This is a genomic window from Frigoribacterium sp. AC394, assembly GCF_979258095.1.
In genome coordinates this window covers 3073977-3094701 of record NZ_OZ409834.1, presented here as the reverse complement: position 1 = coordinate 3094701, position 20725 = coordinate 3073977, and the positions used below count along the sequence as shown (strand labels likewise).

The 20725-nt window shown below is 68.9% G+C and carries 20 protein-coding genes and 2 pseudogenes; 10 read left to right on the top strand and 12 right to left on the bottom strand.

Translation table 11 applies throughout. The features are described 5' to 3' along the window. Positions 1-24: 24 nt before the first annotated feature. Both dapA and thyX read right to left on the bottom strand, forming a co-directional pair. Entirely contained in the window at positions 25-1002 is a 978-nt protein-coding gene (gene dapA / locus ACZZY9_RS14435; RefSeq protein ID WP_320478763.1) for a 4-hydroxy-tetrahydrodipicolinate synthase, read from the bottom strand. 72 nt (positions 1003-1074) lie between these two features. Continuing rightward, a pseudogene (gene thyX / locus ACZZY9_RS14430) lies at positions 1075-1841 on the bottom strand (FAD-dependent thymidylate synthase). A 152-nt stretch (positions 1842-1993) separates the two neighbouring features. Between thyX and ACZZY9_RS14425 the strand changes: the two are divergent. Together ACZZY9_RS14425 and ACZZY9_RS14420 are read left to right on the top strand one after the other, a co-directional pair. Next, positions 1994-2719: pseudogene (locus ACZZY9_RS14425) on the top strand (TIGR01777 family oxidoreductase); the annotation flags it as partial. A gap of 92 nt (positions 2720-2811) precedes the next feature. Further along, the gene (locus tag ACZZY9_RS14420; protein ID WP_463464691.1) at positions 2812-2898 is read left to right on the top strand and encodes a DUF1731 domain-containing protein; all 87 of its coding nucleotides are present in this window, start codon (positions 2812-2814) and stop codon (positions 2896-2898) included. 36 nt (positions 2899-2934) lie between these two features. Here the strand turns inward: ACZZY9_RS14420 and ACZZY9_RS14415 are convergent, their stop codons facing one another. Then, positions 2935-3381, bottom strand: coding sequence for a tetratricopeptide repeat protein (locus tag ACZZY9_RS14415; protein ID WP_371740706.1), 447 nt, complete (start codon positions 3379-3381; stop codon positions 2935-2937). A 67-nt stretch (positions 3382-3448) separates the two neighbouring features. After that, a complete protein-coding gene (gene dapB / locus ACZZY9_RS14410) occupies positions 3449-4180 on the bottom strand; it encodes a 4-hydroxy-tetrahydrodipicolinate reductase (RefSeq protein ID WP_243213780.1) in 732 nt (243 codons plus the stop codon). Between the two features lie 44 nt (positions 4181-4224). Between dapB and ACZZY9_RS14405 the strand changes: the two genes are divergently transcribed. Continuing rightward, positions 4225-4761 carry a GNAT family N-acetyltransferase gene (locus ACZZY9_RS14405; protein ID WP_192060127.1) on the top strand — a complete coding sequence of 179 codons (537 nt, stop codon included), beginning with the start codon at positions 4225-4227 and terminating at the stop codon, positions 4759-4761. A 55-nt stretch (positions 4762-4816) separates the two neighbouring features. Here ACZZY9_RS14405 and ACZZY9_RS14400 read toward each other — a convergent pair whose 3' ends face one another. Further along, positions 4817-5419 carry a histidine phosphatase family protein gene (locus ACZZY9_RS14400; protein WP_192060126.1) on the bottom strand — a complete coding sequence of 201 codons (603 nt, stop codon included), beginning with the start codon at positions 5417-5419 and terminating at the stop codon, positions 4817-4819. A gap of 14 nt (positions 5420-5433) precedes the next feature. Next, positions 5434-6804, bottom strand: coding sequence for a M16 family metallopeptidase (locus ACZZY9_RS14395; RefSeq protein ID WP_463464588.1), 1371 nt, complete (start codon positions 6802-6804; stop codon positions 5434-5436). Positions 6805-7024: 220 nt separating this feature from the next. Between ACZZY9_RS14395 and ACZZY9_RS14390 the strand changes: the two genes are divergently transcribed. Further along, complete coding sequence (locus ACZZY9_RS14390) at positions 7025-7639, top strand: TetR/AcrR family transcriptional regulator (RefSeq protein WP_320478023.1); 615 nt, start codon at positions 7025-7027, stop codon at positions 7637-7639. Between the two features lie 499 nt (positions 7640-8138). On the opposite strand, the gene ACZZY9_RS14385 is transcribed toward ACZZY9_RS14390, so the two are convergent. The 4 genes from ACZZY9_RS14385 to ACZZY9_RS14370 all read right to left on the bottom strand — a co-directional run bounded on the left by ACZZY9_RS14385 (position 8139) and on the right by ACZZY9_RS14370 (position 12910). Then, a complete protein-coding gene (locus ACZZY9_RS14385) occupies positions 8139-9215 on the bottom strand; it encodes an aldo/keto reductase (protein ID WP_463464587.1) in 1077 nt (358 codons plus the stop codon). A gap of 237 nt (positions 9216-9452) precedes the next feature. After that, on the bottom strand, positions 9453-11726 hold the full coding sequence (locus tag ACZZY9_RS14380; RefSeq protein ID WP_463464586.1) for a polyribonucleotide nucleotidyltransferase: 2274 nt from the start codon (positions 11724-11726) through the stop codon (positions 9453-9455). Between the two features lie 368 nt (positions 11727-12094). After that, positions 12095-12364, bottom strand: coding sequence for a 30S ribosomal protein S15 (gene rpsO / locus ACZZY9_RS14375; protein ID WP_192060122.1), 270 nt, complete (start codon positions 12362-12364; stop codon positions 12095-12097). A 93-nt stretch (positions 12365-12457) separates the two neighbouring features. Then, entirely contained in the window at positions 12458-12910 is a 453-nt protein-coding gene (locus tag ACZZY9_RS14370) for a VanZ family protein (RefSeq protein WP_463464585.1), read from the bottom strand. A gap of 150 nt (positions 12911-13060) precedes the next feature. Between ACZZY9_RS14370 and ACZZY9_RS14365 the strand changes: the two genes are divergently transcribed. Then, positions 13061-14236, top strand: a complete 1176-nt coding sequence (locus tag ACZZY9_RS14365; protein WP_463464584.1) for a M50 family metallopeptidase — start codon at positions 13061-13063, stop codon at positions 14234-14236. On the opposite strand, the gene ACZZY9_RS14360 is transcribed toward ACZZY9_RS14365, so the two are convergent. Continuing rightward, positions 14233-14652, bottom strand: coding sequence for a hypothetical protein (locus tag ACZZY9_RS14360; RefSeq protein WP_463464583.1), 420 nt, complete (start codon positions 14650-14652; stop codon positions 14233-14235). The genes ACZZY9_RS14365 and ACZZY9_RS14360 overlap by 4 nt on opposite strands. Beyond that, positions 14579-15532, bottom strand: a complete 954-nt coding sequence (locus ACZZY9_RS14355; RefSeq protein WP_463464582.1) for a LacI family DNA-binding transcriptional regulator — start codon at positions 15530-15532, stop codon at positions 14579-14581. Before ACZZY9_RS14355 ends, ACZZY9_RS14360 begins: the two co-directional genes overlap by 74 nt. Positions 15533-15796: 264 nt before the next feature. Between ACZZY9_RS14355 and ACZZY9_RS14350 the strand changes: the two genes are divergently transcribed. From ACZZY9_RS14350 to ACZZY9_RS14330, 5 genes are all read left to right on the top strand, one after another. Beyond that, on the top strand, positions 15797-16621 hold the full coding sequence (locus tag ACZZY9_RS14350) for an ABC transporter permease (RefSeq protein ID WP_320478016.1): 825 nt from the start codon (positions 15797-15799) through the stop codon (positions 16619-16621). Continuing rightward, positions 16618-17415: an ABC transporter permease gene (locus tag ACZZY9_RS14345; protein ID WP_463464581.1), complete on the top strand. Its 798-nt coding sequence runs from the start codon at positions 16618-16620 to the stop codon at positions 17413-17415. Before ACZZY9_RS14350 ends, ACZZY9_RS14345 begins: the two co-directional genes overlap by 4 nt. Next, entirely contained in the window at positions 17412-18422 is a 1011-nt protein-coding gene (locus tag ACZZY9_RS14340) for an ABC transporter ATP-binding protein (RefSeq protein WP_192060116.1), read from the top strand. Before ACZZY9_RS14345 ends, ACZZY9_RS14340 begins: the two co-directional genes overlap by 4 nt. 108 nt (positions 18423-18530) lie before the next feature. After that, positions 18531-19598 carry an extracellular solute-binding protein gene (locus ACZZY9_RS14335; RefSeq protein ID WP_463464580.1) on the top strand — a complete coding sequence of 356 codons (1068 nt, stop codon included), beginning with the start codon at positions 18531-18533 and terminating at the stop codon, positions 19596-19598. Then, positions 19598-20716 carry an adenosine deaminase family protein gene (locus ACZZY9_RS14330; RefSeq protein ID WP_463464579.1) on the top strand — a complete coding sequence of 373 codons (1119 nt, stop codon included), beginning with the start codon at positions 19598-19600 and terminating at the stop codon, positions 20714-20716. Before ACZZY9_RS14335 ends, ACZZY9_RS14330 begins: the two co-directional genes overlap by 1 nt. The last annotated feature ends 9 nt before the right edge of the window (positions 20717-20725 follow it).

Genomic DNA, 20725 nt, shown 5'->3' with positions numbered 1-20725 from the left:
TCGCGGCGACCGAGGAGGCGCGGCTCAGCGGGTCGTGCCGTGCACCTTGGGCAGGGCGCCACCCGCCGCGGCGTTGCGATCGGGTCGGAACCGGCTGAGGTCGAGCCCCGGGATGGCGCCGACGTGCGCGAGCTCGTCTTCGATCAGGGCGGCCTCGCTGTCTTCGGGGCCGACGAGGGGCAGCCGGACGCGGGGGCTCGAGATGCGGCCCAGCCCGTGCAGGATGTACTTCGCCGCGACCGTGCCGGGCACGTGCGTCATCACCGCGCGGACGAGCGGTTCGAGCATCTGGTGGGCCTGGGTCGCCGTGTGCAGGTCGCCCGCGTTGACCGCGTCGATGATCGTGCGGTACGGGGCTGCGGCGATGTTGGCCGTGACGCCGATGAGGCCCGAGGCGCCGATTGCGAGGTGCGGCAGCACGTTGGCGTCGTCGCCCGAGAAGTAGAGCAGGTCGGTCTGGTTCAGCACCCGGCTGACCTCGGAGAAGTCCCCCTTCGCGTCTTTGACCGCGACGATGTTCGGGTGCTTGGCCGCGCGGAGGATCGTCTCGTACTTGATCGGGATGCCGGTGCGACCGGGGATGTCGTAGAGGATGACGGGCAGATCGGTCGCGTCGGCGATCATGCGGAAGTGCGTGAGCACACCGGCCTGAGTCGGCTTGTTGTAGTACGGGGTGACGATCATGACGCCGTCGGCGCCGGCCTTCTCGCTGGCCTTGTAGAGCTGGATCGCGTGGGCGGTCTCGTTCGACCCGCCGCCCGTGATGATCTTGGCGCGCCCGGCCGAGACGGACTTGCCGACCTCGACGAGACGGAGCTTCTCGGGGTCGGTCAGCGTGCTGGTCTCGCCCGTCGTGCCGGTGACCACGATGCCGTCGGCCCCGGCGGTGATGCAGTCGTCGATGTGCTTCTCGACGGCCGGCCAGTCGACCTCCCCGTCTGCGGTGAAGGGGGTGACGAGGGCCACGAGGACCTGACCGAAGGGGTTGATGATGTTCGACACGGAACCAGCGTACTTGCTCTCGTCGGCGGCGAGGCGGGGACGGGCCGGAGCGCCGTGCCCGCCTCTCGGCGGTCAGGGCGCGACGCGACCGTTCGTGCCGAACGCGGCGTACGTGAGCGGCATGAGCCCGCCCAGATGTCTTCCATCTTCTCGGCGCACATCTCGATCTCTCGCTGAGGGAACGACGGGAAGTGCGTGCCCTCGCGCTTGGTCCGCAGGCTGAGGAAGTTCATCAGCGACCGGGCGTTGACCGTCACGTACATGGACGAGTAGATGTTCAGCGGCAGCACGATGCGAGCGACCTCGCGGGCGACCCCGGCGTCGAGCATGCGCTTGTACGAGGCGTACGCCTCGCGCGAGGTGCGCTCGGTCTCGGCGCGGACGAGCTCGCTCTGCTCGGGGGTGCCGGGCAGGAAGTCGTAGGCGCCGGGCTTGCCGACCTGCTGCAGGTTGCGCTGCGCGGACGGGACGTAGAAGACCGGGTTCAACTCGCGGTAGCGGCCGCTCTCCTCGTTGTAGCTCGCCATGCGGTGACGCATGAACTCGCGGAACACGAAGATCGGCGCCTGCACGTAGAAGGTCATCGAGTTGTGCTCGAACGGCGAGCCGTGGCGGTCGCGCATCAGGTAGTTGATGAGCCCGGCGCCCTTGGTCGCCTGGGCGCCGTCGGCGGACGCCTGCGCGCCGTCGAGGGTCAGCTCGCCCATGGTCGAGACGCGGGCGGCGAAGAGGACGTCGGAGTCGTGGGCGCTCGACCGGACCAGCTCGACGGTCACGTCGGAGCGGAACTCGACGGCGGATTCGGGAGTGGACGGGGCGAGGGGTTCGGCATCGGTCACGGCGTCGACTCTACAACCGGTGACGGGGTGCTCCGAGGGCGACCGACGGACCCGCGCCGCGCCTCCTCGGCACCCGGTCGACACCGAGGAGGCGCGCCTAGGCTTTCGAGGAGGGCGCGGTCGCGCCTCGCCGCCGATCGAGAGCAGGACCCATGAACGACGCCCCCCGGACGGTCCTGATCGCCGGAGCCTCCGGCCTGATCGGCACCGAGCTCGCGACCCAGCTGCGCGCCGCCGGTCACACCGTGCTGTCGCTCGTCCGCGGCGAACCGCGCGACGACACGCAGTTCACCTGGATCCCCTCGGCCGGAGTCGTCGACACGACCCTGTTCGATCGAGCGGACGTCGTCGTGAACCTGTCGGGCGCCTCCCTGGGCCGTCTGCCCTGGACCCGCGGCTACAAGCGCGAGATCGTCGGCTCGAGGGTCGACGCCACCCGGACTCTCGTCGCGGGCATGCGCGCCGCGTCGACGCCGCCCACGGTGCTCCTCAGCGGCTCGGCCGTCGGGATCTACGGCGACCGCCCCGGCGACCGCCTGACCGAGTCGAGCCCGCGTGGCACCGGGTTCCTCAGCGACGTCGTCGCCGAATGGGAGCGGACCGCGCTGACCGCACCCGACGGCGTGCGGGTCGCGCTGATGCGCACGGGGCTCGTCGTGGGCCCCGGCGGCGCGCTCGCGCCCCTCCTCCCCCTCACCCGCTTCGGTCTCGGCTCGCGGCTCGGCACCGGCGACCAGTTCTGGCCGTGGATCAGCCTGCACGACGAGGCGGCCGCGTTCGTCCACGTGATGGACTCCGAGCTCGACGGCCCGATCAACCTGGCCGGGCCCACTCCGGCCACGAGCGACGCCCTGACGCGTCGACTCGCACACGACCTGTCGAAGCCGTACGCCCTCACCGTGCCCGAGTTCGTCATCTCGACCGCGATGCAGGAGGCCGGTCGAGAGCCCTGCTGCCCAGCCAGCAGGTCGTGCCCGAGAAGCTGCTCGCCGACGGCTTCGTGTTCCGTCACCGGACGGTCGACGAGGCCGTCGACGCGCTCGCCGCCGGTCTCTGACGGGCGACGACGAGGCCGCAGCTGAGGAGGTGCGGGTCAGGCCCTGCCGCGCCGACGCAGCGTGATGGCCCAGCGGATCGCCTGCCGCGCCCGACGTCGATCACCGCACGCATCGTAGGCGAGACCCAGCCGGAACCAGGCGCGGTAGTCGTCGGGGGCCTGCTCGACCGCCTCGCGGTAGGCCGGGAAGGCCTCGTCGGCGGCGGCACGGTCGTACCGGCCCGAGGGCCTGCGCGGCACGTCGTCGACGGGCAGCTGGTCGGCGGCGCCCAGCTCGCGCACGATCGCCTGGGTCGCCAGACCGAAGCGGATCTCGGCCACGAGGGCGAACACCCCGAGGAGCGGCAGGACCACGAGACCCACGCCGAGACCGACGGCGACCGCCTCGCCCGTGGCGAAGAGGGCGACGGCCCGCTGACCGACCAGCACGATGTAGAGCACGAGCAGGGCGGCCATCACGAGGGCCGCGACACGGCCCTTCACCGGCGGGCGCGCATCGGTCGGCGGTCGCGCGTCGGTCGGTCGATCCGCATCGGTCGGCGGGCGCGCATCAGTCGAGGGGCAGGACGCTGTCGAGCCCCACGACGACGCCGCTGACGGTCGGCGCGGCCGACATCGCGACGAGCAGCCCCTGCTCGTAGGCGCGCTGGGACAGCGTGTCGTGCGTGAGCGTGAGGGTCTCGCCCTCGCCGCCGAACACGACCTCCTGCTTGGCGACGACCCCGCGGAGGCGGAGGCTGTGCACCGGCACGCTCGCGACCTGCTGACCGCGGGCCCTCTGATCCGACGAGGGGGCCGAGACCGGCCCGAGATCGCGACGCGCCTCGGCGATCAGCTCGGCGGTGCGCACCGCCGTGCCCGACGGGGAGTCGACCTTGCCCTGGTGGTGGGTCTCGACGATCTCGACCGACTCGTAGAACCGGGCGGCCATCGTGGCGAACCGGGTCGCGAGCACCGACCCGAGTGAGAAGTTGGGGACGACCAGGACACCGGGGCCGTCGACGTCGGCGACGATCGTCGAGAGGCGGGCGATGCGCTCGGCGCTCCAGCCCGACGTGCCGACGAGCACGGGGATGCCCGCCCGCACGACGTGCTCGACGATGCCGGGGCTCACGGCCGGGTGCGTGACGTCGACGACGAGATCGGCCCCGACGACGCGGTCGAGATCGTCTCGGGACGAGAGCCCGGCGTGGAGCTCGAGGTCGGGCGTGCGCTCGATGAGATCGACGATGAAGCCCCCGAGCGTGCCCGTGGCCCCGACGACGGCGATGCGGGAAGTCATTGGTCAAACCTACCGGGCGACGGACCGTCGAATACGATCGGGGGATGCCTCGATTCCGCGAGATGCCCGTGAGCTCGACCCCCGCCTCCTCGTTGCTGTCGGAGTACTTCGACGAACGGGCCGCGACGTTCCCGGTCGCGCAGGGCAGCTATCACACGGCCACGCCCGTCGACGCGACCTTCACTCCCCCGGCCGGCGTGTTCGTCGTCGCCGTCGCCGACGGGGCGACCGACGAGAGCGTCCGCGACGCGGGAGGCGTCGGCGACGTCACACCCGACGGCGACGACGCGCTGGCCTGCGGCGGTGTCCGCCGACTCGAGCCGGGCGCCGACGGTCGGGTCCGCTACGAGGTCAAGCACCTCTTCGTGCGACCCGTCGCCCGCGGTCGGGGTCTCGGTCGTCTCGTGCTCGCCGAGCTCGAGCGCCGCGCGATCGACCTCGGCGCCGAGCAGCTCGTGCTCGACACGAACGACAGCCTGGAGGCGGCCGGCGGCCTCTACCGCGCAGCGGGCTACTCGCTGATCGAGCCGTACAACGACAACCCGAACGCGACCGCCTGGTACGGCAAGACCGCCCGCTGACCGGTCGGTCGAGCGATCGGACCGTGGGCTCTGACCGACCGCTCGGACCGTTCGGTCAGATCGACTGGTCGACGGGCAGGCCCGTCCGCAGCTCGACGGGCAGATGCCCGAGGTCGTTGTGGGTGACCAGCTCGGGCGGCTTCGCCGAGCGCACGCGGATGATCGTCAGACCGGCATTGGCCTGGTTGACGCCCATCCAGCGCCAGGCCGGCGCCCCGAAGACCTCGCGGACGAACCAGCCGATGACGAAGTTGTGGGTGATCAGCAGATCGTGCCGGTCGTCGCGCGCGGGCGTCAGCCACTCGGAGACGGCGTCGGCCATCTGCGCCTGACCGGCTTCGATCTCGTCTTCGGTGACTCCGCCGAAGAACGGCTTGTACGCCGCCGGCATGTCGGGGGTCGGCCCCGACGGCACGCAGTCGAAGAGCAGCGTCGACGGCTGGGATTCGAGGGCGGGCAGTCGCTCGGTCATGATGCGCGCGGTCTCGGCCGCCCGCTCGAGGGGCGAATGCCAGGCCGCGTCGAACGGCACGCCGCCGAGGCGCTCGGCGATGAGTCGCGCCTGACGCTTACCGCGCTCGGAGAGCGGACCGTCGGGCAGCCCGTGCTCGGCGTCCTGCTGTTCGCCGTGGCGAACGAGATAGAGGTAGTGGGACACCGTCGTCTCCTGGTTCATCGGATGGCGGACGACGTCGGGACCGTCGCCGCTCGGGTGGGGAGCGTCGTCTCGTCGACCTCGCCGACGACCACGGTCGACAGCGGGCCCGAGCGCAGGGCGGCGGCCAGGTCGCGGACGTCGTCGGTCGGCACGGCCGCGAGTCGGGCCAGTGAGGCGTCGAGATCGACGAACTCGCCCATCGACAGCTCGGCGCGACCGAGGCGGTTCATCCGGGTGTCGCTGTCTTCGAGAGCGAGAGCCGCGGCGCCGCCCAGCTGACCGAGCGCACGGCGGTGCTCGTCGGCCGTGATGCCGTCGGTCGCGACCTCGTCGAGCTGCTCGAGCATCAGGCGGGCCACGTCGCCCGCGTTGGCCGGCGCGCACCCCGCGTAGAGGCCGAACAGACCGGCGTCGGAGTAGCTCGGGGCGAACGAATACACCGAGTAGGCCAGACCGCGGCGCTCTCGCACCTCTTGGAAGAGCCTCGAGGACATGCCGCCGCCGAGCACGGAGTTCAGCACGGCCATGGCCGAGCGGCGGTCGTCGGTCACCGGGAGGCCCGGGAAGCCGAGGAGGAGCGTCGTCTGCTCGAGGGGTCGGCGCACGATGACGAGGGGCTCGCCCTGCTGCGGCGCCGTCTCGGCGCCGGTCGCCGGACGACGGGGCACAGGAGGAGCGGTGTCGGTGGACCAGTCGGACCGTCCGATCGCGGCCTGGAGACGCTCGACGAGGTGATCGTGGTCGACGGCGCCCGCGACCGTCACGACGAGGTCGCGCGGGCGGTACGTGCGGAGGTAGTGCCGGTGGACCTCGTCTCGCGAGGCGCTCCGGATGCTGTCGGGCGACCCGCCGATCGGTCGACCGAGCGAGTGGTCGCCGAAGACCGACTCGAAGAGACGCTCGCCGCCGACGTCGCTCGGGTCGTCGTCGGCCATCGCGAGCTCGTCGAGGATGACGCCGCGCTCGGTCTCGAACTCGAGGGGATCGAGGACAGACGAGGTCACCATGTCGGCGAGGGAGTCGACCGCGTCGTCGAGGTCGACGTCGCGGACCCTGGCGTAATAGCAGGTGCTCTCTTTGCCGGTGGCGGCGTTGTGCTCGCCCCCGACGGACTCGAAGGCCACGGCGATGTCGAGGGCCGACCGGGTGGGTGTGCCCTTGAAGAGCAGATGCTCGAGGAAGTGGGTCGACCCCCGGTCACCGTCGCCCTCGTCGCGGCTGCCGACGGCGACCCAGAAGCCGACCGTGGCGCTGCGGGCCCCGGGCATGCTCTCGCTGAGGATGCGCACCCCCGTGGGGAGCACCGTCCGCCGCACGAGCGAGCCGCCCGCCGCCTCGAAGGAGAGCTCGACCTCGTCGAGGGGCAGTGCGACCGGTCCGTTCATCGTGGTGAGCCTACCGCCCGCCCCTGACACCCGAATTGGGGGACGGAATGCGGACAAACAGACGGGTTGGTCTGTCCTCATCGGTGTTACAGTCGTCACACCGCAGTCGACCCGTCCCCCCACGAGAGACGGCTGCGGCGGCTGGTCGGACATCATCGCAAGGTCCGGAGCGCGCGTCCCCCACGCGGCTCTAAGCCGATATGTTCCAAGGAGCCACGCTGTGACGGTCGATTCCCCCCAACCGGCCGTCCAGCGTCTCCCTGGCCGACCCCGCGCCGACCAGAAGACGCCCGGCGCCCGCGCCCGCGTCCTCACGACCGCCGATCGCCTCTTCTACGACGAGGGCATCCGCGTCGTGGGCGTCGACCGCCTCATCGCCGAGTCGTCGGTCACGAAGGCGACCTTCTACAAGCACTTCGGCGCGAAGGACACCCTCGTACTCCAGTTCCTCGCCGTGCGGCACGATCGCGACGTGGCCGCTCTCGCCGAGACCGTGTCGTCCGCTCCCGACGGCGTCGCCGCCGTCCGCAGCTTCGTCGACGCCTTCGCGACCCGACTCCAGGAGCCCGGCTTCCGAGGCTCCGCCTACGCCAACGCGGCGGCCGAGTTCAGCGACCCGACCCACCCCGTCCGCGTCGCCATCAGCGAGCACCGCGAATGGCTCACCGACGCGCTCGTCGAGCTCTTCAAGAACGCCGGCCACCCGATGCCGGGCGACGCCGCCGACGACTTCCAGCTCGCACTCGACGGCGCCGAGGTCGGCGCCTACGCCGGCGACGCCATCGCCGCCTCCGCTTCGTTGCGCCGCACCGCGGACCGCCTGCTCGACGCCTGACGCGCGCCGCGCCTCCTCGGCCCTCTGCCGGCCGCTCCCCCGCTCACGGCACGCGATCCCGCGCCTGACCGGAGGCGTGTGCAAATCGCGACCGTTTCGCCTCGCGAGGGGCCTCAGGGCGCTGCTGGTCGGAGTTTTCGGCCCGATTAGTCGTGTTCGGTACGCCTGAGCGACCCGCGCCGGTCGGGTTCGGTACGTCTGAGGGCCCCGCGCCAGTCAGGTTCGGTACACCGACGCGCCCCGCGCCGATCGCCTCGGGCATCCGACGTCATCCGTGCTCCTCGGGGTGTGCAAATCGCGACCGTTTCGACCCCAGAAGGGGCTTTCGGGGCTGCTGATCAGTGTCTTCGGCACGATTGGTCGGGTTCGGCACACCCGAGCGAGCCGCGCCGGTCGGGTTCGGCACACCGAAGCGCCTCGCGCCGGTCGCCTCTGTGAGCCGACGCCGGAAGCGCCGGTGCACCCCGGGAGCGGACCGTGCCCGAGGCGGACCGCCGTCTTAGGCGGAGACCCGATCGAGGTCGAGCACCTGGAGGCGCGTCAACTGGACGCGGACGGCCTGCGCCAGCTCGTACACCTGCTTCGCATTCGTCGCGCTCGCGACCGGGGCCACGACGTTGGGCTTCGTGAGCAGCCAGGCCAACGAGATCGCGGCGGTCGACACCTCGTGCACCGAAGCGATCCGATCGAGCTCGTGCAGGATCCGCAGCCCGCGTTTCGTCAGCTGCTTCGAGAGATCCGGACGACGCTGCGACCCGGCGAAGTCGGCCCGGGTGCGGTACTTGCCCGAGAGGAATCCGCTCGCCAGGGCGAAGCGCGGCATCACACCGAGACCCAGCTGTCCGGCCACTCGGGCCAGACCCTTCTCGTACTCGCCGCGGTTCAGCAGGTTGTACTGGTTCTGCAGCGCGACCATCGGCGCGACCCCGAGCATGCCCGCGGCGATCCGGGCCTCGTAGAGCCGGTTGCCCGAATGATGGGAACCGCCGAAGTACCGGACCTTGCCGGCGCGGATCAGGTGGTCGACGGCGAGCAGGGTGCGCTCGAACGCCACCTCGGTGTCGTCGACGTGGAGGTACAGCAGATCGATGCGGTCCGTGCCGAGGCGCTCGAGCGAGGCCTCGACGGCGCGTTCGACAGCCTTCGGCGTGAGACCCGGGTTGTCGGCGCTCTTGCCGACCTTCGTCGACACGACCATGTCGTCACGTGACCGGCGATCGCGCATCCACGATCCGATCATGATCTCGCTGCGCCCACCGGCGTACGAGTCGGCGGTGTCGACGAAGTTGCCGCCGAGATCGAAGTAGGTGTCGAGGACCGCGCGCGTCTCGGTCTGGTCGGCCGTCCAGCCGAAGACGTTGCCACCGAGAGCGAGGGGGAACACCCGGAGATCGGACGTGCCGAGTCGACGGCGCGGCTGGATGATGCCCAGATCGACCGGAACGGTCGCCTGGTCGACCCCGGCGGCGTGCTGCGGCCCGGGGCGGGCGACCCCGGAGCGGACGGCTTCGGAGCGGACGGCCGCGTCGGGCTCGGCGGCGGCCGCCTGTGCGGTCGTGGCCGTCGAGTCGGTCACCGACAGTCCTCCTCCGCTGGCGCACCCTCACCCGTCTGAGCTGGACGGTTGCCAGGGTCTGCGCCTCATCGTCAGAATACGACCCCGACCCTCATCGTGCGCGCCGCCGCACCGAATCGTTACGTGACGAATCGTCCTATTTCGATTCGAGCCTGAGACGACTCGCTCGTCGGCCCCGAACGCCGACGAGCCCGCCGCGACACGAGGTCGCGACGGGCTCGTCGGTTCAGGCGGGTGCTACGCGTCGACCGACTCGTCGGTCGACGTCTCGGTGGCGCCGCTCGAGTCGGTGTCGGCCGACTCGGCGACGACCGGAGCGAGCGAGAGCTTGCCGCGGTCGTCCGTCTTCGTGATCTCGACCAGGATCTTCTGGCCGACTCCGAGCACGTCCTCGACGTTCTCGACGCGCTTGCCACCGGCGAGCTTGCGGACCTCGCTGATGTGCAGCAGGCCGTCCTTGCCGGGGAGGAGCGAGACGAAGGCACCGAACGACGCGATCTTGACGACGGTTCCGAGGAACTGCTCGCCGACCTCGGGGTTCGTGGGGTTCGCGATCGCGTTCACCTGGGCACGAGCAGCCTCGGCCGACGGGCCGTCGACCGCACCGATGTAGACGGTTCCGTCTTCTTCGATGCTGATGTCGGCGCCGGTGGTGTCCTGGATGGAGTTGATCGTCTTGCCCTTCGGGCCGATCAGCTCGCCGATCTTGTCCTGCGGGATCTGGACCGAGATCACGCGGGGCGCGGTCGGGGCCATCTCGTCGGGAGCGTCGATCGCCGAGTTCAGGACGCCGAGGATGGCGGTGCGCGCCTCCTTGGCCTGCTTCAGCGCGGCGTCGAGGACGGCGGTCGGCAGACCGTCGAGCTTCGTGTCGAGCTGGATGGCGGTGACGAACTCGGACGTGCCGGCGACCTTGAAGTCCATGTCGCCCAGGGCGTCTTCGGCGCCGAGGATGTCGGTCAGCGCCGCGTAGCGCGTCTGGCCGTCGACCTCGTCGGAGACGAGGCCCATGGCGATGCCGGCGACGGGGGCCTTGAGGGGCACACCGGCGTTCAGCAGCGACAGGGTCGAGGCGCAGACGGAGCCCATCGACGTCGAACCGTTCGAGCCGAGGGCCTCGGACACCTGACGGATGGCGTAGGGGAACTCCTCGCGGCTCGGCAGCACCGGCACGAGGGCGCGCTCGGCGAGGAAGCCGTGCCCGATCTCGCGACGCTTCGGCGAACCGACACGGCCGGTCTCACCGGTCGAGTAGGGCGGGAAGTTGTAGTGGTGCAGGTAGCGCTTCTTGGTGACCGGGCTCAGCGAGTCGATCTGCTGCTCCATCTTGAGCATGTTCAGCGTGGTGACGCCCATGATCTGGGTCTCGCCGCGCTGGAAGATGGCCGAGCCGTGCACGCGCGGGATGACCTGGACCTCGGCGTCGAGCGGGCGGATGTCGGCCAGGCCGCGCCCGTCCATGCGGATCTGCTCGGTGAGGATGCGGTCGCGGACGACCTTCTTCGTCGCCGACTTGTAGGCGGCGCCGACCTGGCCGTTGGCCGTCTCGGGCAGCTCGCCCGCGGCGACCTTGGCCGCGATGGCGTCCTTGACGGTCGCCTTGAGGGCGTCGTCGGCGTCCTGGCGCTCGATCTTGCCGGCGATCTTGTAGACCTCGGCGAGCTCGGTGCCCGCGGCGACCGTGACGGCCTCGAGGACCTCGTCGGTGTAGGGCAGGAAGACCGGGTAGTCGGCGATCTCCTTGGCGGCCTGCGCGGCCATCGTGGCCTGGGCCTCGACGAGCTGCTTGAGGAACGGCTTGGCGGCTTCGAGACCCTGGGCGACGACGGCCTCGTCGGGCTTCGTCGCACCGCCCTGGATGAGACCCCAGGCGTGCTCGGTGGCCTCGGCCTCGACCATCATGATGGCGACGTCGTCGTTGCCGGCGGCGTCGGTGACGACGCGACCCGCGACCGTGAGGTCGAAGACGGCGTCGGCCAGCTGCGAGGCCTTCGGGAAGGCGACCCACTGGTCGCCGATCAGCGCGAGGCGCACACCGGCGATGGGGCCGGAGAACGGCAGACCGGAGATCTGGGTGGAGGCGCTGGCCGCGTTGATCGCGAGAGCGTCGTAGAACTCGTCGGGAGCGATGCTGAGCACCGTGATGACAACCTGGACCTCGTTGCGGAGACCCTCGACGAACGAGGGACGCAGGGGCCGGTCGATGAGACGGCAGACGAGGATGGCCTCGGTCGAGGGGCGGCCCTCGCGACGGAAGAACGAGCCGGGGATCTTGCCCGCGGCGTAGGAGCGCTCTTCGACGTCGATGGTCAGCGGGAAGAAGTCGAAGTTGTCCTTCGGCTTCTTGCTGGCGCTGGTGGCGGACAGCAGCATGGTGTCGTCGTCGAGGTACGCGGCGACGGCTCCCTGGGCCTGCTGGGCGAGACGACCGGTCTCGAATCGGATGGTGCGCTTGCCGAACTTGCCGTTGTCGAGCACGGCTTCGCCGAACTTGATCTCTGGACCCTCCATGTGGGGGTTTCTCCTCTTTGTTTTGAATCGATGCCCCGTGTGGGCCTCGATGTCGTACCGGGAGCGGGCGGCGTGGACGGCATGAGGACATGCACGTGCAGCAACGCGACGGAGGCGGTGGCACGTCTGGCCAACAGTGAAGACGGTCGGACCCCGCCTCCGATCGCGACTCGATGCGTCGATCGGGGCATTCCGCCTGCCACCACCGGTGACCAGCAGCCGTACCGGCCTGCTCCGAGCGCGATCCTAGCACCCGGGTGTGATCGCTTCACGGAGCCGGAGCGGGCGGCGCGCCACGAGAACGAGGAACGGCCCCCACCCTGCTGAGCAGGACGGGGGCCGTCGTCGAGACGTTCGGAGCGCGAAGACTAGCGGCGCAGGCCGAGACGACCGATGAGCGTGCGGTAGCGCTCGATGTCGACCCGGGACAGGTAGCCCAGGAGTCGGCGGCGCTGACCCACGAGGAGCAGCAGACCACGACGCGAGTGGTGGTCGTGCTTGTGCTCTTTGAGGTGCTCGGTGAGGTCGAGGATGCGCTGCGTCATCATGGCGACCTGGACCTCGGGGGATCCGGTGTCGCCGGGGTGGGTCGCGTATTCTTCGATGATCCGGGTCTTGACGTCAGGTGCGAGTGCCATAGGTGGATCCCCTTTCAGTTCGTTGCGCGGTGCCCGTCACCGGATGTGCGAGCTCTCTTGTTCCGCGGCCGTTCAGACGGCAACCTGAGGAGCCTACCAGACAGGGGCGGCAGACCGGGCCCCCGCGGGTCGGCGCCGGCGGCGACGGGGCAGGGCCAGACCCACGAACACGGCGCCGATGGCCGCGCCCAGCGTGTTCATCACGAGGTCTTGCGGGTCGGAGAACCGGGTGGCGGACAGATAGGCCGCCTGGTACCACTCGATGCCCACGGTCGCCGCGAAGCCGACGACGATGCCGACCCACCAGAACCGCCTGGGCAGCAGCAGCGCCGGGAACATGCCCATCGGCACGAACATGGCGACGTTCGCCGCGGCCTCGACCCGGGCGAAGGTGATCCACGACGTCTCGTCGTGCCGGGCGAAGAGGTCGAGGGCGCGCCACAGCAGCTCGGTCGTGCCGGGCCCGTAGACGCTGGGGCGCAGCGTCATCCACGCGACACCCGCCAGATAGACGAGGGTGAGCAGGAGGAGGACGGCACGACGCATGACTCCATGGTGACGGACGCGACCTGGGGATCGGGGCCGCGTCGGCGGAGTTCATCCTCCAGGACGACTCCGGGCGGGCGGGTGCGGGGCCGGCGTCCCGAGGAGGCGCGGTGCCAGGGAGGCGCCCACCGCGCCTCCTAGGCTCGTCGCGTGGACCTCGTCGCCGAACTCTGGAGCCGCGTCACCCTCGTGGCGCAGCCGCTCCCCCTCCCCTGGCTGCTCGCGGCCGTCGCCGTCGGCCTCGCGGCCGTGCTCGTGCCGGGCGCCTGGCACACCGTGCGGCACGCCGTGACCGTCGTGCACGAGGGCGGCCACGGACTCGCCGCAGTGCTCACGGGGCGACGGCTGTCGGGGATCCGCCTGCACTCGGACACCTCGGGGCTGACCGTGTCGCGCGGACCGCGCACCGGCCCCGGCATGGTGCTGACGCTGCTCGCGGGCTACACCGCGCCGGCGATAGCATCGCTCGGCGCGGCCTGGCTGCTGTCGGCCGGGTACGCCGCCGGGCTGCTCTGGGCGCTCCTGCTGCTGCTGGCGCTGATGCTCGTGCAGATCCGCAACTGGTTCGGACTCTGGGTGGTGCTCGTCGGGGCGGCGATCGTCGTCGCCGTCACCTTCTCCGCCTCGCCGCCCTGGCAGAGCGCCTTCGGCGTCGCCCTGACAGCCGTGCTCGGCTTCGGCGCTCTGCGGACCTCGATCGAGCTGCAGCGGAGTCGCCGCCGCTCGCGCACGACGGGATCGGACGCCGACCAGCTGGCCGCCCTGACCCGCGTGCCCGGGGTCGTCTGGGTCGGCGTGTTCGTGATCGTCGCCCTCGAGCTTCCAAAAAAAAAAAAAAAAAAAAAAAAAAAAAAAAAAAAAAAAAAAAAAAAAAAAAAAAAAAAAAAAAAAAAAAAAAAAAAAAAAAAAAAAAAAAAAAAAAAAAAAAAAAAAAAAAAAAAAAAAAAAAAAAAAAAAAAAAAAAAAAAAAAAAAAAAAAAAAAAAAAAAAAAAAAAAAAAAAAAAAAAAAAAAAAAAAAAAAAAAAAAAAAAAAAAAAAAAAAAAAAAAAAAAAAAAAAAAAAAAAAAAAAAAAAAAAAAAAAAAAAAAAAAAAAAAAAAAAAAAAAAAAAAAAAAAAAAAAAAAAAAAAAAAAAAAAAAAAAAAAAAAAAAAAAAAAAAAAAAAAAAAAAAAAAAAAAAAAAAAAAAAAAAAAAAAAAAAAAAAAAAAAAAAAAAAAAAAAAAAAAAAAAAAAAAAAAAAAAAAAAAAAAAAAAAAAAAAAAAAAAAAAAAAAAAAATTTTTTTTTTTTTTTTTTTTTTTTTTTTTTTTTTTTTTTTTTTTTTAAAAAAAAAAAAAAAAAAAAAAAAAAAAAAAAAAAAAAAAAAAAAAAAAAAAAAAAAAAAAAAAAAAAAAAAAAAAAAAAAAAATTTTTTTTTTTTTTTTTTTTTTTTTTTTTTTTTTTTTTTTTTTTTTTTTTTTTTTTTTTTTTTTTTTTTTTTTTTTTTTTTTTTTTTTTTTTTCTGGCATGGCGGCGGCGGCGGCGGCGGCGGCGGCGGCGGCGGCGGCGGCGGCGGCGGCGGCGGCGGCGCCGACATCGCGCTGGTGCTCGCGCCGACGGGCGAGACCGTCACCGCGCCTCCCGCCTTCGACTGGCCCGACGAGTACCGCTGACGCCCTCCGCCCGGCCTCACGCGGGGCCGGGAGCGGCGGGCCAGCGGACCGGGACGGGGAGACGTAGCGGCGTCGCCTCGGCGGGCGCACCCGAGGCGAGCGCCGCGATCAGTCGTGAGGCGGCGACACGGCCGAGGTGCTCGCCGTCGACGTCGATCGCGGGGACGCCCTGCAGACCGAGGGCGTCGACGACCATCCGCTCGGAGCTGACGACGGGCGCCGCGGGGACGCCTGCCCCTCCGCCGCGGAGGACGAACATCACGCCGAGGCCGATGGCCGTGGCGTAGGGCACGACGGCATCGGCGCCCGAGGCCACGACGTCGGCCGCGGCCCGCACGCCGGCCTCGAACGTCGCCGGGTACGGACCGAGCACGGTCAGCTCGGCCCGGCCCCGTGCGGCCGCGACGACCGCGGCCGTCCGCTGCAGGTTCTGCCACGAGCCGTCGGGGCCGCCGAGGTAGACGATGCGCCTGCGGCCCTCGTCGGCGAACCGCGAGACGAGCGACCCGAAGGCCGTGGCCGTGTCGGCGACCACCGAGGAGGCGCCGGTCACCTCGCGATCGACCAGCACGGTGGGCTTGTGGGCGATCGCCGCCCGCACGACGTCGTCGGGCCCACGGGGCGCCACGACGATGAATCCGTCGACCTGGTGCGACAGGCGCTCGAACGCCGAGAGCTCGGCGACCCCGGCGAGGGGATGCACGGCCACCGTGAGCTGCAGGTCGGCCTCGCCCGCCTCGGCCTGAGCCCCGGCGATGATCGGCGTGAAGAACGCGTTGTCGAGCGTGGGCACGACGACCGCGACGACGCCCGTGCGACCGCGGGCGAGCTGACGGGCAGCGCGGTTGGGCACGAACCCGAGCTTCTGGGCCGCCGACAGCACCCGGGCCGCGGTCTCGGGGGCCACGAGCTCGGGGCGGCTCAGCACCCGCGAGGCGGTCGCCTTCGAGACCCCGGCGAGCGTCGCCACGTCCGCGAGCGTGGCCAGTCGCCCCGGGCCGCTCATAGCCCGCCCCCGCCGCTCGCGCGCCACCCCGTCGTCATGCCGTCAGCCTAGGGCGTCGGCTGAAACCGGTCTCGCAGGGGGCGCCACGGGTTTTACACGTTGTTTACACGGACGGGACGGTTCGGGCGCTGCGCGCCCCTAGGGTCGATGTAACCGGTTGCATCGCTCGGACCCTGAGCGGTGATCCCGACACCGGCCGCACCCGCCACACCGATCGGAGGCACCCCCGTGACGTCCCGCAAACCCGCGCTGCTCCTGCTGCTGCCGGGTCTCCTCCTGCTCGTCGTGGGGTTCGCCGTGCCGTCCCTCGCGATGCTGTTCGCGCCTCCCGGGGTCACCGCCGTCGAGATCGTCGGTCGCCTCGGCGGGATGCTCACCGACCCCTACGATCTCCGGATCATCGGTCGGACGGTCGGGCTGGGCCTGATCGTCACGGCGATCTGCGTGTCGCTCGGGTTCCCGATCGCGTACCTGCTCGCCCGCTCGACGTCGCGCTGGTCGGGCGTCCTGCTGGCCCTAGCGATCTTCCCCCTGCTGCTGAGCAACGTCGTCCGCACCTTCGGCTGGCTCGTGCTGCTCGGTAAGAACGGCGCCATCGGGCAGCTGCTGACGACCCTCGGACTCGTCGACGAGGCACCGCAGCTGCTCTACACCGAGCTCGCCATCGTGCTCGGCCTGACGCAGCTCTTCCTGCCGCTCGCGATCATCTCGTGCTACTCGGCGGTGGCCCAGGTCGATCCCGGTCTCGACGACGCCGCGCGCGGTCTCGGCGCGAGCCGCATCCGCACCTTCTGGAGCATCGTCGTGCCGTTGTCGCTGCCGGGGGTCGTCGTCGCCGCGACCCTCGTCTTCGCCGGCTCGGTGACGGCGTACACGACGCCCTACCTGCTCGGGGGCTCCGGTCAGCGGATGCTCGCCACCCAGCTCTTCTCGTACTCGAGCGTCACGATCGACTGGGCCGGCGCCTCCGCCACCGCCCTGATCATGACCGTGCTCGTCTTCGCCGTCTCGGGGCTGTCGACGCTCGTCGCCCGGAAGGGAGCCACCTCGTGAAGACCCGCCGCCCCGTCGCCGGTTCGCTCGCCGTCGCCGGCTACGTCGTCATGATCGTTCCGATCCTGTTCGTCGTCGCCACCGCCTTCACCTCGGGCAGCACGCTGAGGTTCCCGCCGCAGGGCTTCTCGCTGCGCTGGTTCGAGGCCGCGCTCGGCTACGACCCGTTCGTCGCGGCGCTGCTGTCGAGCCTGCAGCTCGCGCTCGTCGCCACCGTGCTGGCGCTCGCCGTCGGGGTGCCCGCCACGCTGGCGATCCACCGCGGCAGACTGCCCGGCAAGGGGCTGGTCGAGGGGCTGTTCCTGTCGCCGCTCATCGTGCCCGAGCTCGTCGTCGGGCTCGCGCTCTACCAGCAGCTCGTGATCGGGTTCCGGCTCGACAACTTCCCGGTGCTGCTGATCGGGCACACCGTGCTGATGCTGCCCTACGCCGTTCGGGTGACCGGGGCCTCGCTCGCCCTCGCCGACCCGGCTCTCGAGGAGGCCGCCCGCGGTCTCGGCGCCTCGCCCCTCCGCGCATTCTTCACCGTGACGCTGCCCCTGCTGCGACCCGGGATCTTCTCCGCCGCGCTGCTGAGCTTCGTCACGTCGTTCAACAACGTGCCGCTGTCGCTGCTGCTGCAGAGCCGCGACTTCCGCACCCTTCCCGTCACGATGCTCGACTACGTGCAGCAGAGCTACGACCCCATGGTCGCGGCGATGGCCACGCTGATCCTCGCGGGCACCGTCGTCATCGCCGTCATCGCCGAACGCACCGTCGGCTTCGCCAAGATCTTCGGAGGCATCAACAGATGAGCACCGCAGCAGAATTCGTCGCCGTGAGCCAGGTCTTCGGCGACTTCACCGCCGTCGACTCGATCGACCTCGCCATCTCCGAGGGCAGGCTCACCACGCTGCTCGGCCCGAGCGGCTGCGGCAAGACCACGAGCCTCCGCATGCTCGCCGGCTACTCGGCGCCGACGTCGGGCACGATCAGGATCGGCGGGGTCGACAGCACCCGCACCCCGCCCGAGAAGCGCGACCTCGGCATGGTGTTCCAGTCGTACGCGCTGTTCCCCCACCTGTCGGTCGCCGAGAACGTCGGGTACGGACTCAAGCTGCGCGGCGTCGACACCGCCGAACGCCGTCGGCGCGTGATGGAGACCCTCGACCTCGTCGGGCTCGCGCACCTCGCGGGCAGCAAGCCGAAGAAGCTGTCCGGCGGTCAGCAGCAGCGCGTGGCGCTGGCCCGGGCCATCGCGATCCGCCCGAAGCTGCTGCTGCTGGACGAGCCCCTGTCGAACCTCGACGCCCGGCTGCGGGTGCAGATGCGGGCCGAGATCCGCCGCATCCAGGGCGAGACCGGTCTCACCGTCGTGCTCGTCACCCACGATCAGGACGAAGCGCTCGAGATGAGCGACGACATGGTGCTGATGCGCGCCGGTCGCATCATGCAGCAGGGCGCTCCGCAGCAGGTGTTCCCGAACCCCGCGAACCGCTTCGTCGCCGAGTTCCTCGGGTACGAGAACTTCGTCACGGCCGCCGACGGCACCTCGCTCGCCGTCCGGCCCGAGCACCTCGCGGTCACCCCCGGCGGCCCCGCAGGAGGCGCGGCGCACGACGGTCTCCAGCTCGCCGGCCGCGTCACCGACGTCGCGTACCGCGGAGTGGATCTCCTGGTGACCGTGCAGGCTGTCGACGCCGCCGGGGCGGACGTCCGACTCGTCTCCGACGTCCGCAGCACCGGCGTGGAGACCATCGCGATCGGCGACCCGGTGACCGTCTCGGCGCCGGTCGGGCGACTCGTCGCGGTCGCCGACTGACGCCCAGGGGCTGCGGGGTCGACCCGCGCCTCCTCGGCTCCCCCTCTCTGCTCTTCAGCGTTCCCCTCCCGACCGGTCTCACCGAGACCGCCCCGAAAGGACACGACCATGACCACCACCATCCGCACCCGCCTGGCGCTCGTCGCCGGCTTCGCCGTGACCACCCTCGTGCTCGCCGGCTGCTCGTCGAGCGGCGACGAGCCCGACGCGAACAGCATCACCGTCAGCACCTTCCCGTTCGGGGTGGAGGAGTTCCAGGAGGCGGTGATCGACCCGTTCACGGAGGAGACCGGCATCGAGGTCGTCGTCGACACCGGATCGAACTCCGACCGCCTGTCGCAGCTGCAGCTCGCGGGCGGCGAGCCCGAGGTCGACGTGATGCTGATCTCGGACTACTACGCGGCGCTCGGGCAGGAGGACGAGCTCTTCCAGCAGGTCGACGCCTCGGCCGTCCCGTCGCTCGACGAGATCGCCGACTTCGCGACGGAGGAGGAGTACGTCGGGCCGGCCTACAGCTACCAGCTGAACGGCACGATGTACTCGACCGACGAGCTGACCGCCGACGAGGCCGCCTCGTGGAACCTCTACGGCGACGACGACTTGTCGGGCCGGGTCGCTCTGCCCGACATCTCGGTCACCGCGGGCCAGCTGATGGTCTCGGGCGTCGCCGACGAGTACGGCGACGGACCCTACGACATCGACGCCGCCCTCGAGCAGCTCGGCGAGTGGGCCCCCGGCGTGCTGCAGTTCTACAGCTCGTCGACCGAGGTCACGAACCTGCTGACCCAGGGCGAGATCGTCGCGGCCGACTCGCTGAGCGGGTTCGCGACCGACCTCGTCGCCTCGGGCGAGCCCGTCGCCTGGACCGCCCCCGAGACAGGGCGCTACATGGCGACCAACCGCGCGATGATCCCCACCGGCGCCGAGAACGTGGACGGCGCGAACCGCTTCATCGACTACCTGCTGTCGGAGGAGGCGCAGACCGCGTCGGCCGAGATCGTCGGCGACCTGCCCGTCAACCCGTCGGCCACGGTGCCCGACTCGATCGAGGCCGTCGTGGGCGACATCGCCGCCGACCCCGTCGCCGCCGGCTACTCGACCCTCGACCCCACCGAGCTGGTGCCGACCCGCTCGGAGTGGGTCGACCGCTTCGCGCGCGAGGTGACGTCGCGCTGATGGGTGAGACCGCACTGCCCGGGGCCTACCTCGACCGGCTGCCGAAGACCGATCTGCACTGCCATCTGATCGGCACGGTGCGGGCCGGCACGTTCGCCGAGCTCGCCCGCCGCGAGGGACTCGCCCTGCCGGCCGAGCCCGAGCGCATCTTCGCCGACATCAACTCGCTGCCACCCGACCCGGCCCTGTACCGCGACACCCGGATCCCGGTGCCGCAGGGGCGGAGCGCCGACGAGCCCGAGGTGTCGTACTCGCTGTTCCAGGCGTCGAACTGGGTCGTCGAGGTGCTGCGCGACGCCGACGACCTGACGCGCATCGTCTACGAGGCCTTCGAGGACGCCCACCGCAGCAGCTCGACGCGTCATCTCGAGCTGTTCTTCGACGCGGTGCCGCCGCACCTGGAGTCGCTCGGGTACGCGGGCTCCGTCGAGGCGTACGCCGAGGGCATCCGCATGGCCGAGCGCGACTTCGGCATGACCGGGCGGATGATCCAGGGCATCGATCGCAGCCGGAGCGGTGAGCACGCGTTCGCCCTCGTGCGGCAGGTGGTCGACAACCCGCACGAGTACGTCGCGGGCATCGGTCTCGACAACCTCGAGACCTCGGGCCCGCCCGAGCGGTTCGTCGACGCCTACCGGCTCGCGGGCGAGGCCGGGCTCGGCCGGACGGCGCACTCGTCGGAGCACTCCCCCACGGCCGTCAACACCGTCACCTGCCTCGATCTGCTCGGCTGCGACCGCATCGACCACGGGTACTACGTGCTCGAGGACGACGACGTCGTGGCGCGGATGCGCGACGAGCAGGTGGCCTTCACCGTCGTCTCGACCACGTCACGTCGCTCGTGGCGACCGTGGCGACGCGCCTCGATCGAGGCGATGCTCGCCGCGGGCCTGAACGTCGTGCCCGCGTCGGACGACCCGGGCATGTTCCCGACGACCCTCGCCGCCGAATACCGCATCATGCACGAGCAGATCGGCGCCACCGCCGACCAGGTGCGGGCCATGGCCCTCGCCGGGGTCGACGCGAGCTGGCTGCCCGCCGCAGAGAAGCAGACGCTGCGCGCGGACTTCGAGCGCGAGATCGCGGCGCTCGACCGCGAGTTCGCGCCCGCCGGCTGACGCGGGTCG

Coding starts and splice junctions, on each gene's coding strand:
- ACZZY9_RS14335 (WP_463464580.1), top strand. CDS start 18,531: ATGACCACCACCATCCGCACCCGCCTGGCGCTCGTCGCCGGCTTCGCC.
- ACZZY9_RS14395 (WP_463464588.1), bottom strand. CDS start 6,804: ATGAACGGACCGGTCGCACTGCCCCTCGACGAGGTCGAGCTCTCCTTC.
- ACZZY9_RS14370 (WP_463464585.1), bottom strand. CDS start 12,910: ATGCGTCGTGCCGTCCTCCTCCTGCTCACCCTCGTCTATCTGGCGGGT.
- ACZZY9_RS14380 (WP_463464586.1), bottom strand. CDS start 11,726: ATGGAGGGTCCAGAGATCAAGTTCGGCGAAGCCGTGCTCGACAACGGC.
- rpsO (WP_192060122.1), bottom strand. CDS start 12,364: ATGGCACTCGCACCTGACGTCAAGACCCGGATCATCGAAGAATACGCG.
- ACZZY9_RS14340 (WP_192060116.1), top strand. CDS start 17,412: ATGAGCACCGCAGCAGAATTCGTCGCCGTGAGCCAGGTCTTCGGCGAC.
- ACZZY9_RS14330 (WP_463464579.1), top strand. CDS start 19,598: ATGGGTGAGACCGCACTGCCCGGGGCCTACCTCGACCGGCTGCCGAAG.
- dapB (WP_243213780.1), bottom strand. CDS start 4,180: ATGACTTCCCGCATCGCCGTCGTCGGGGCCACGGGCACGCTCGGGGGC.
- ACZZY9_RS14405 (WP_192060127.1), top strand. CDS start 4,225: ATGCCTCGATTCCGCGAGATGCCCGTGAGCTCGACCCCCGCCTCCTCG.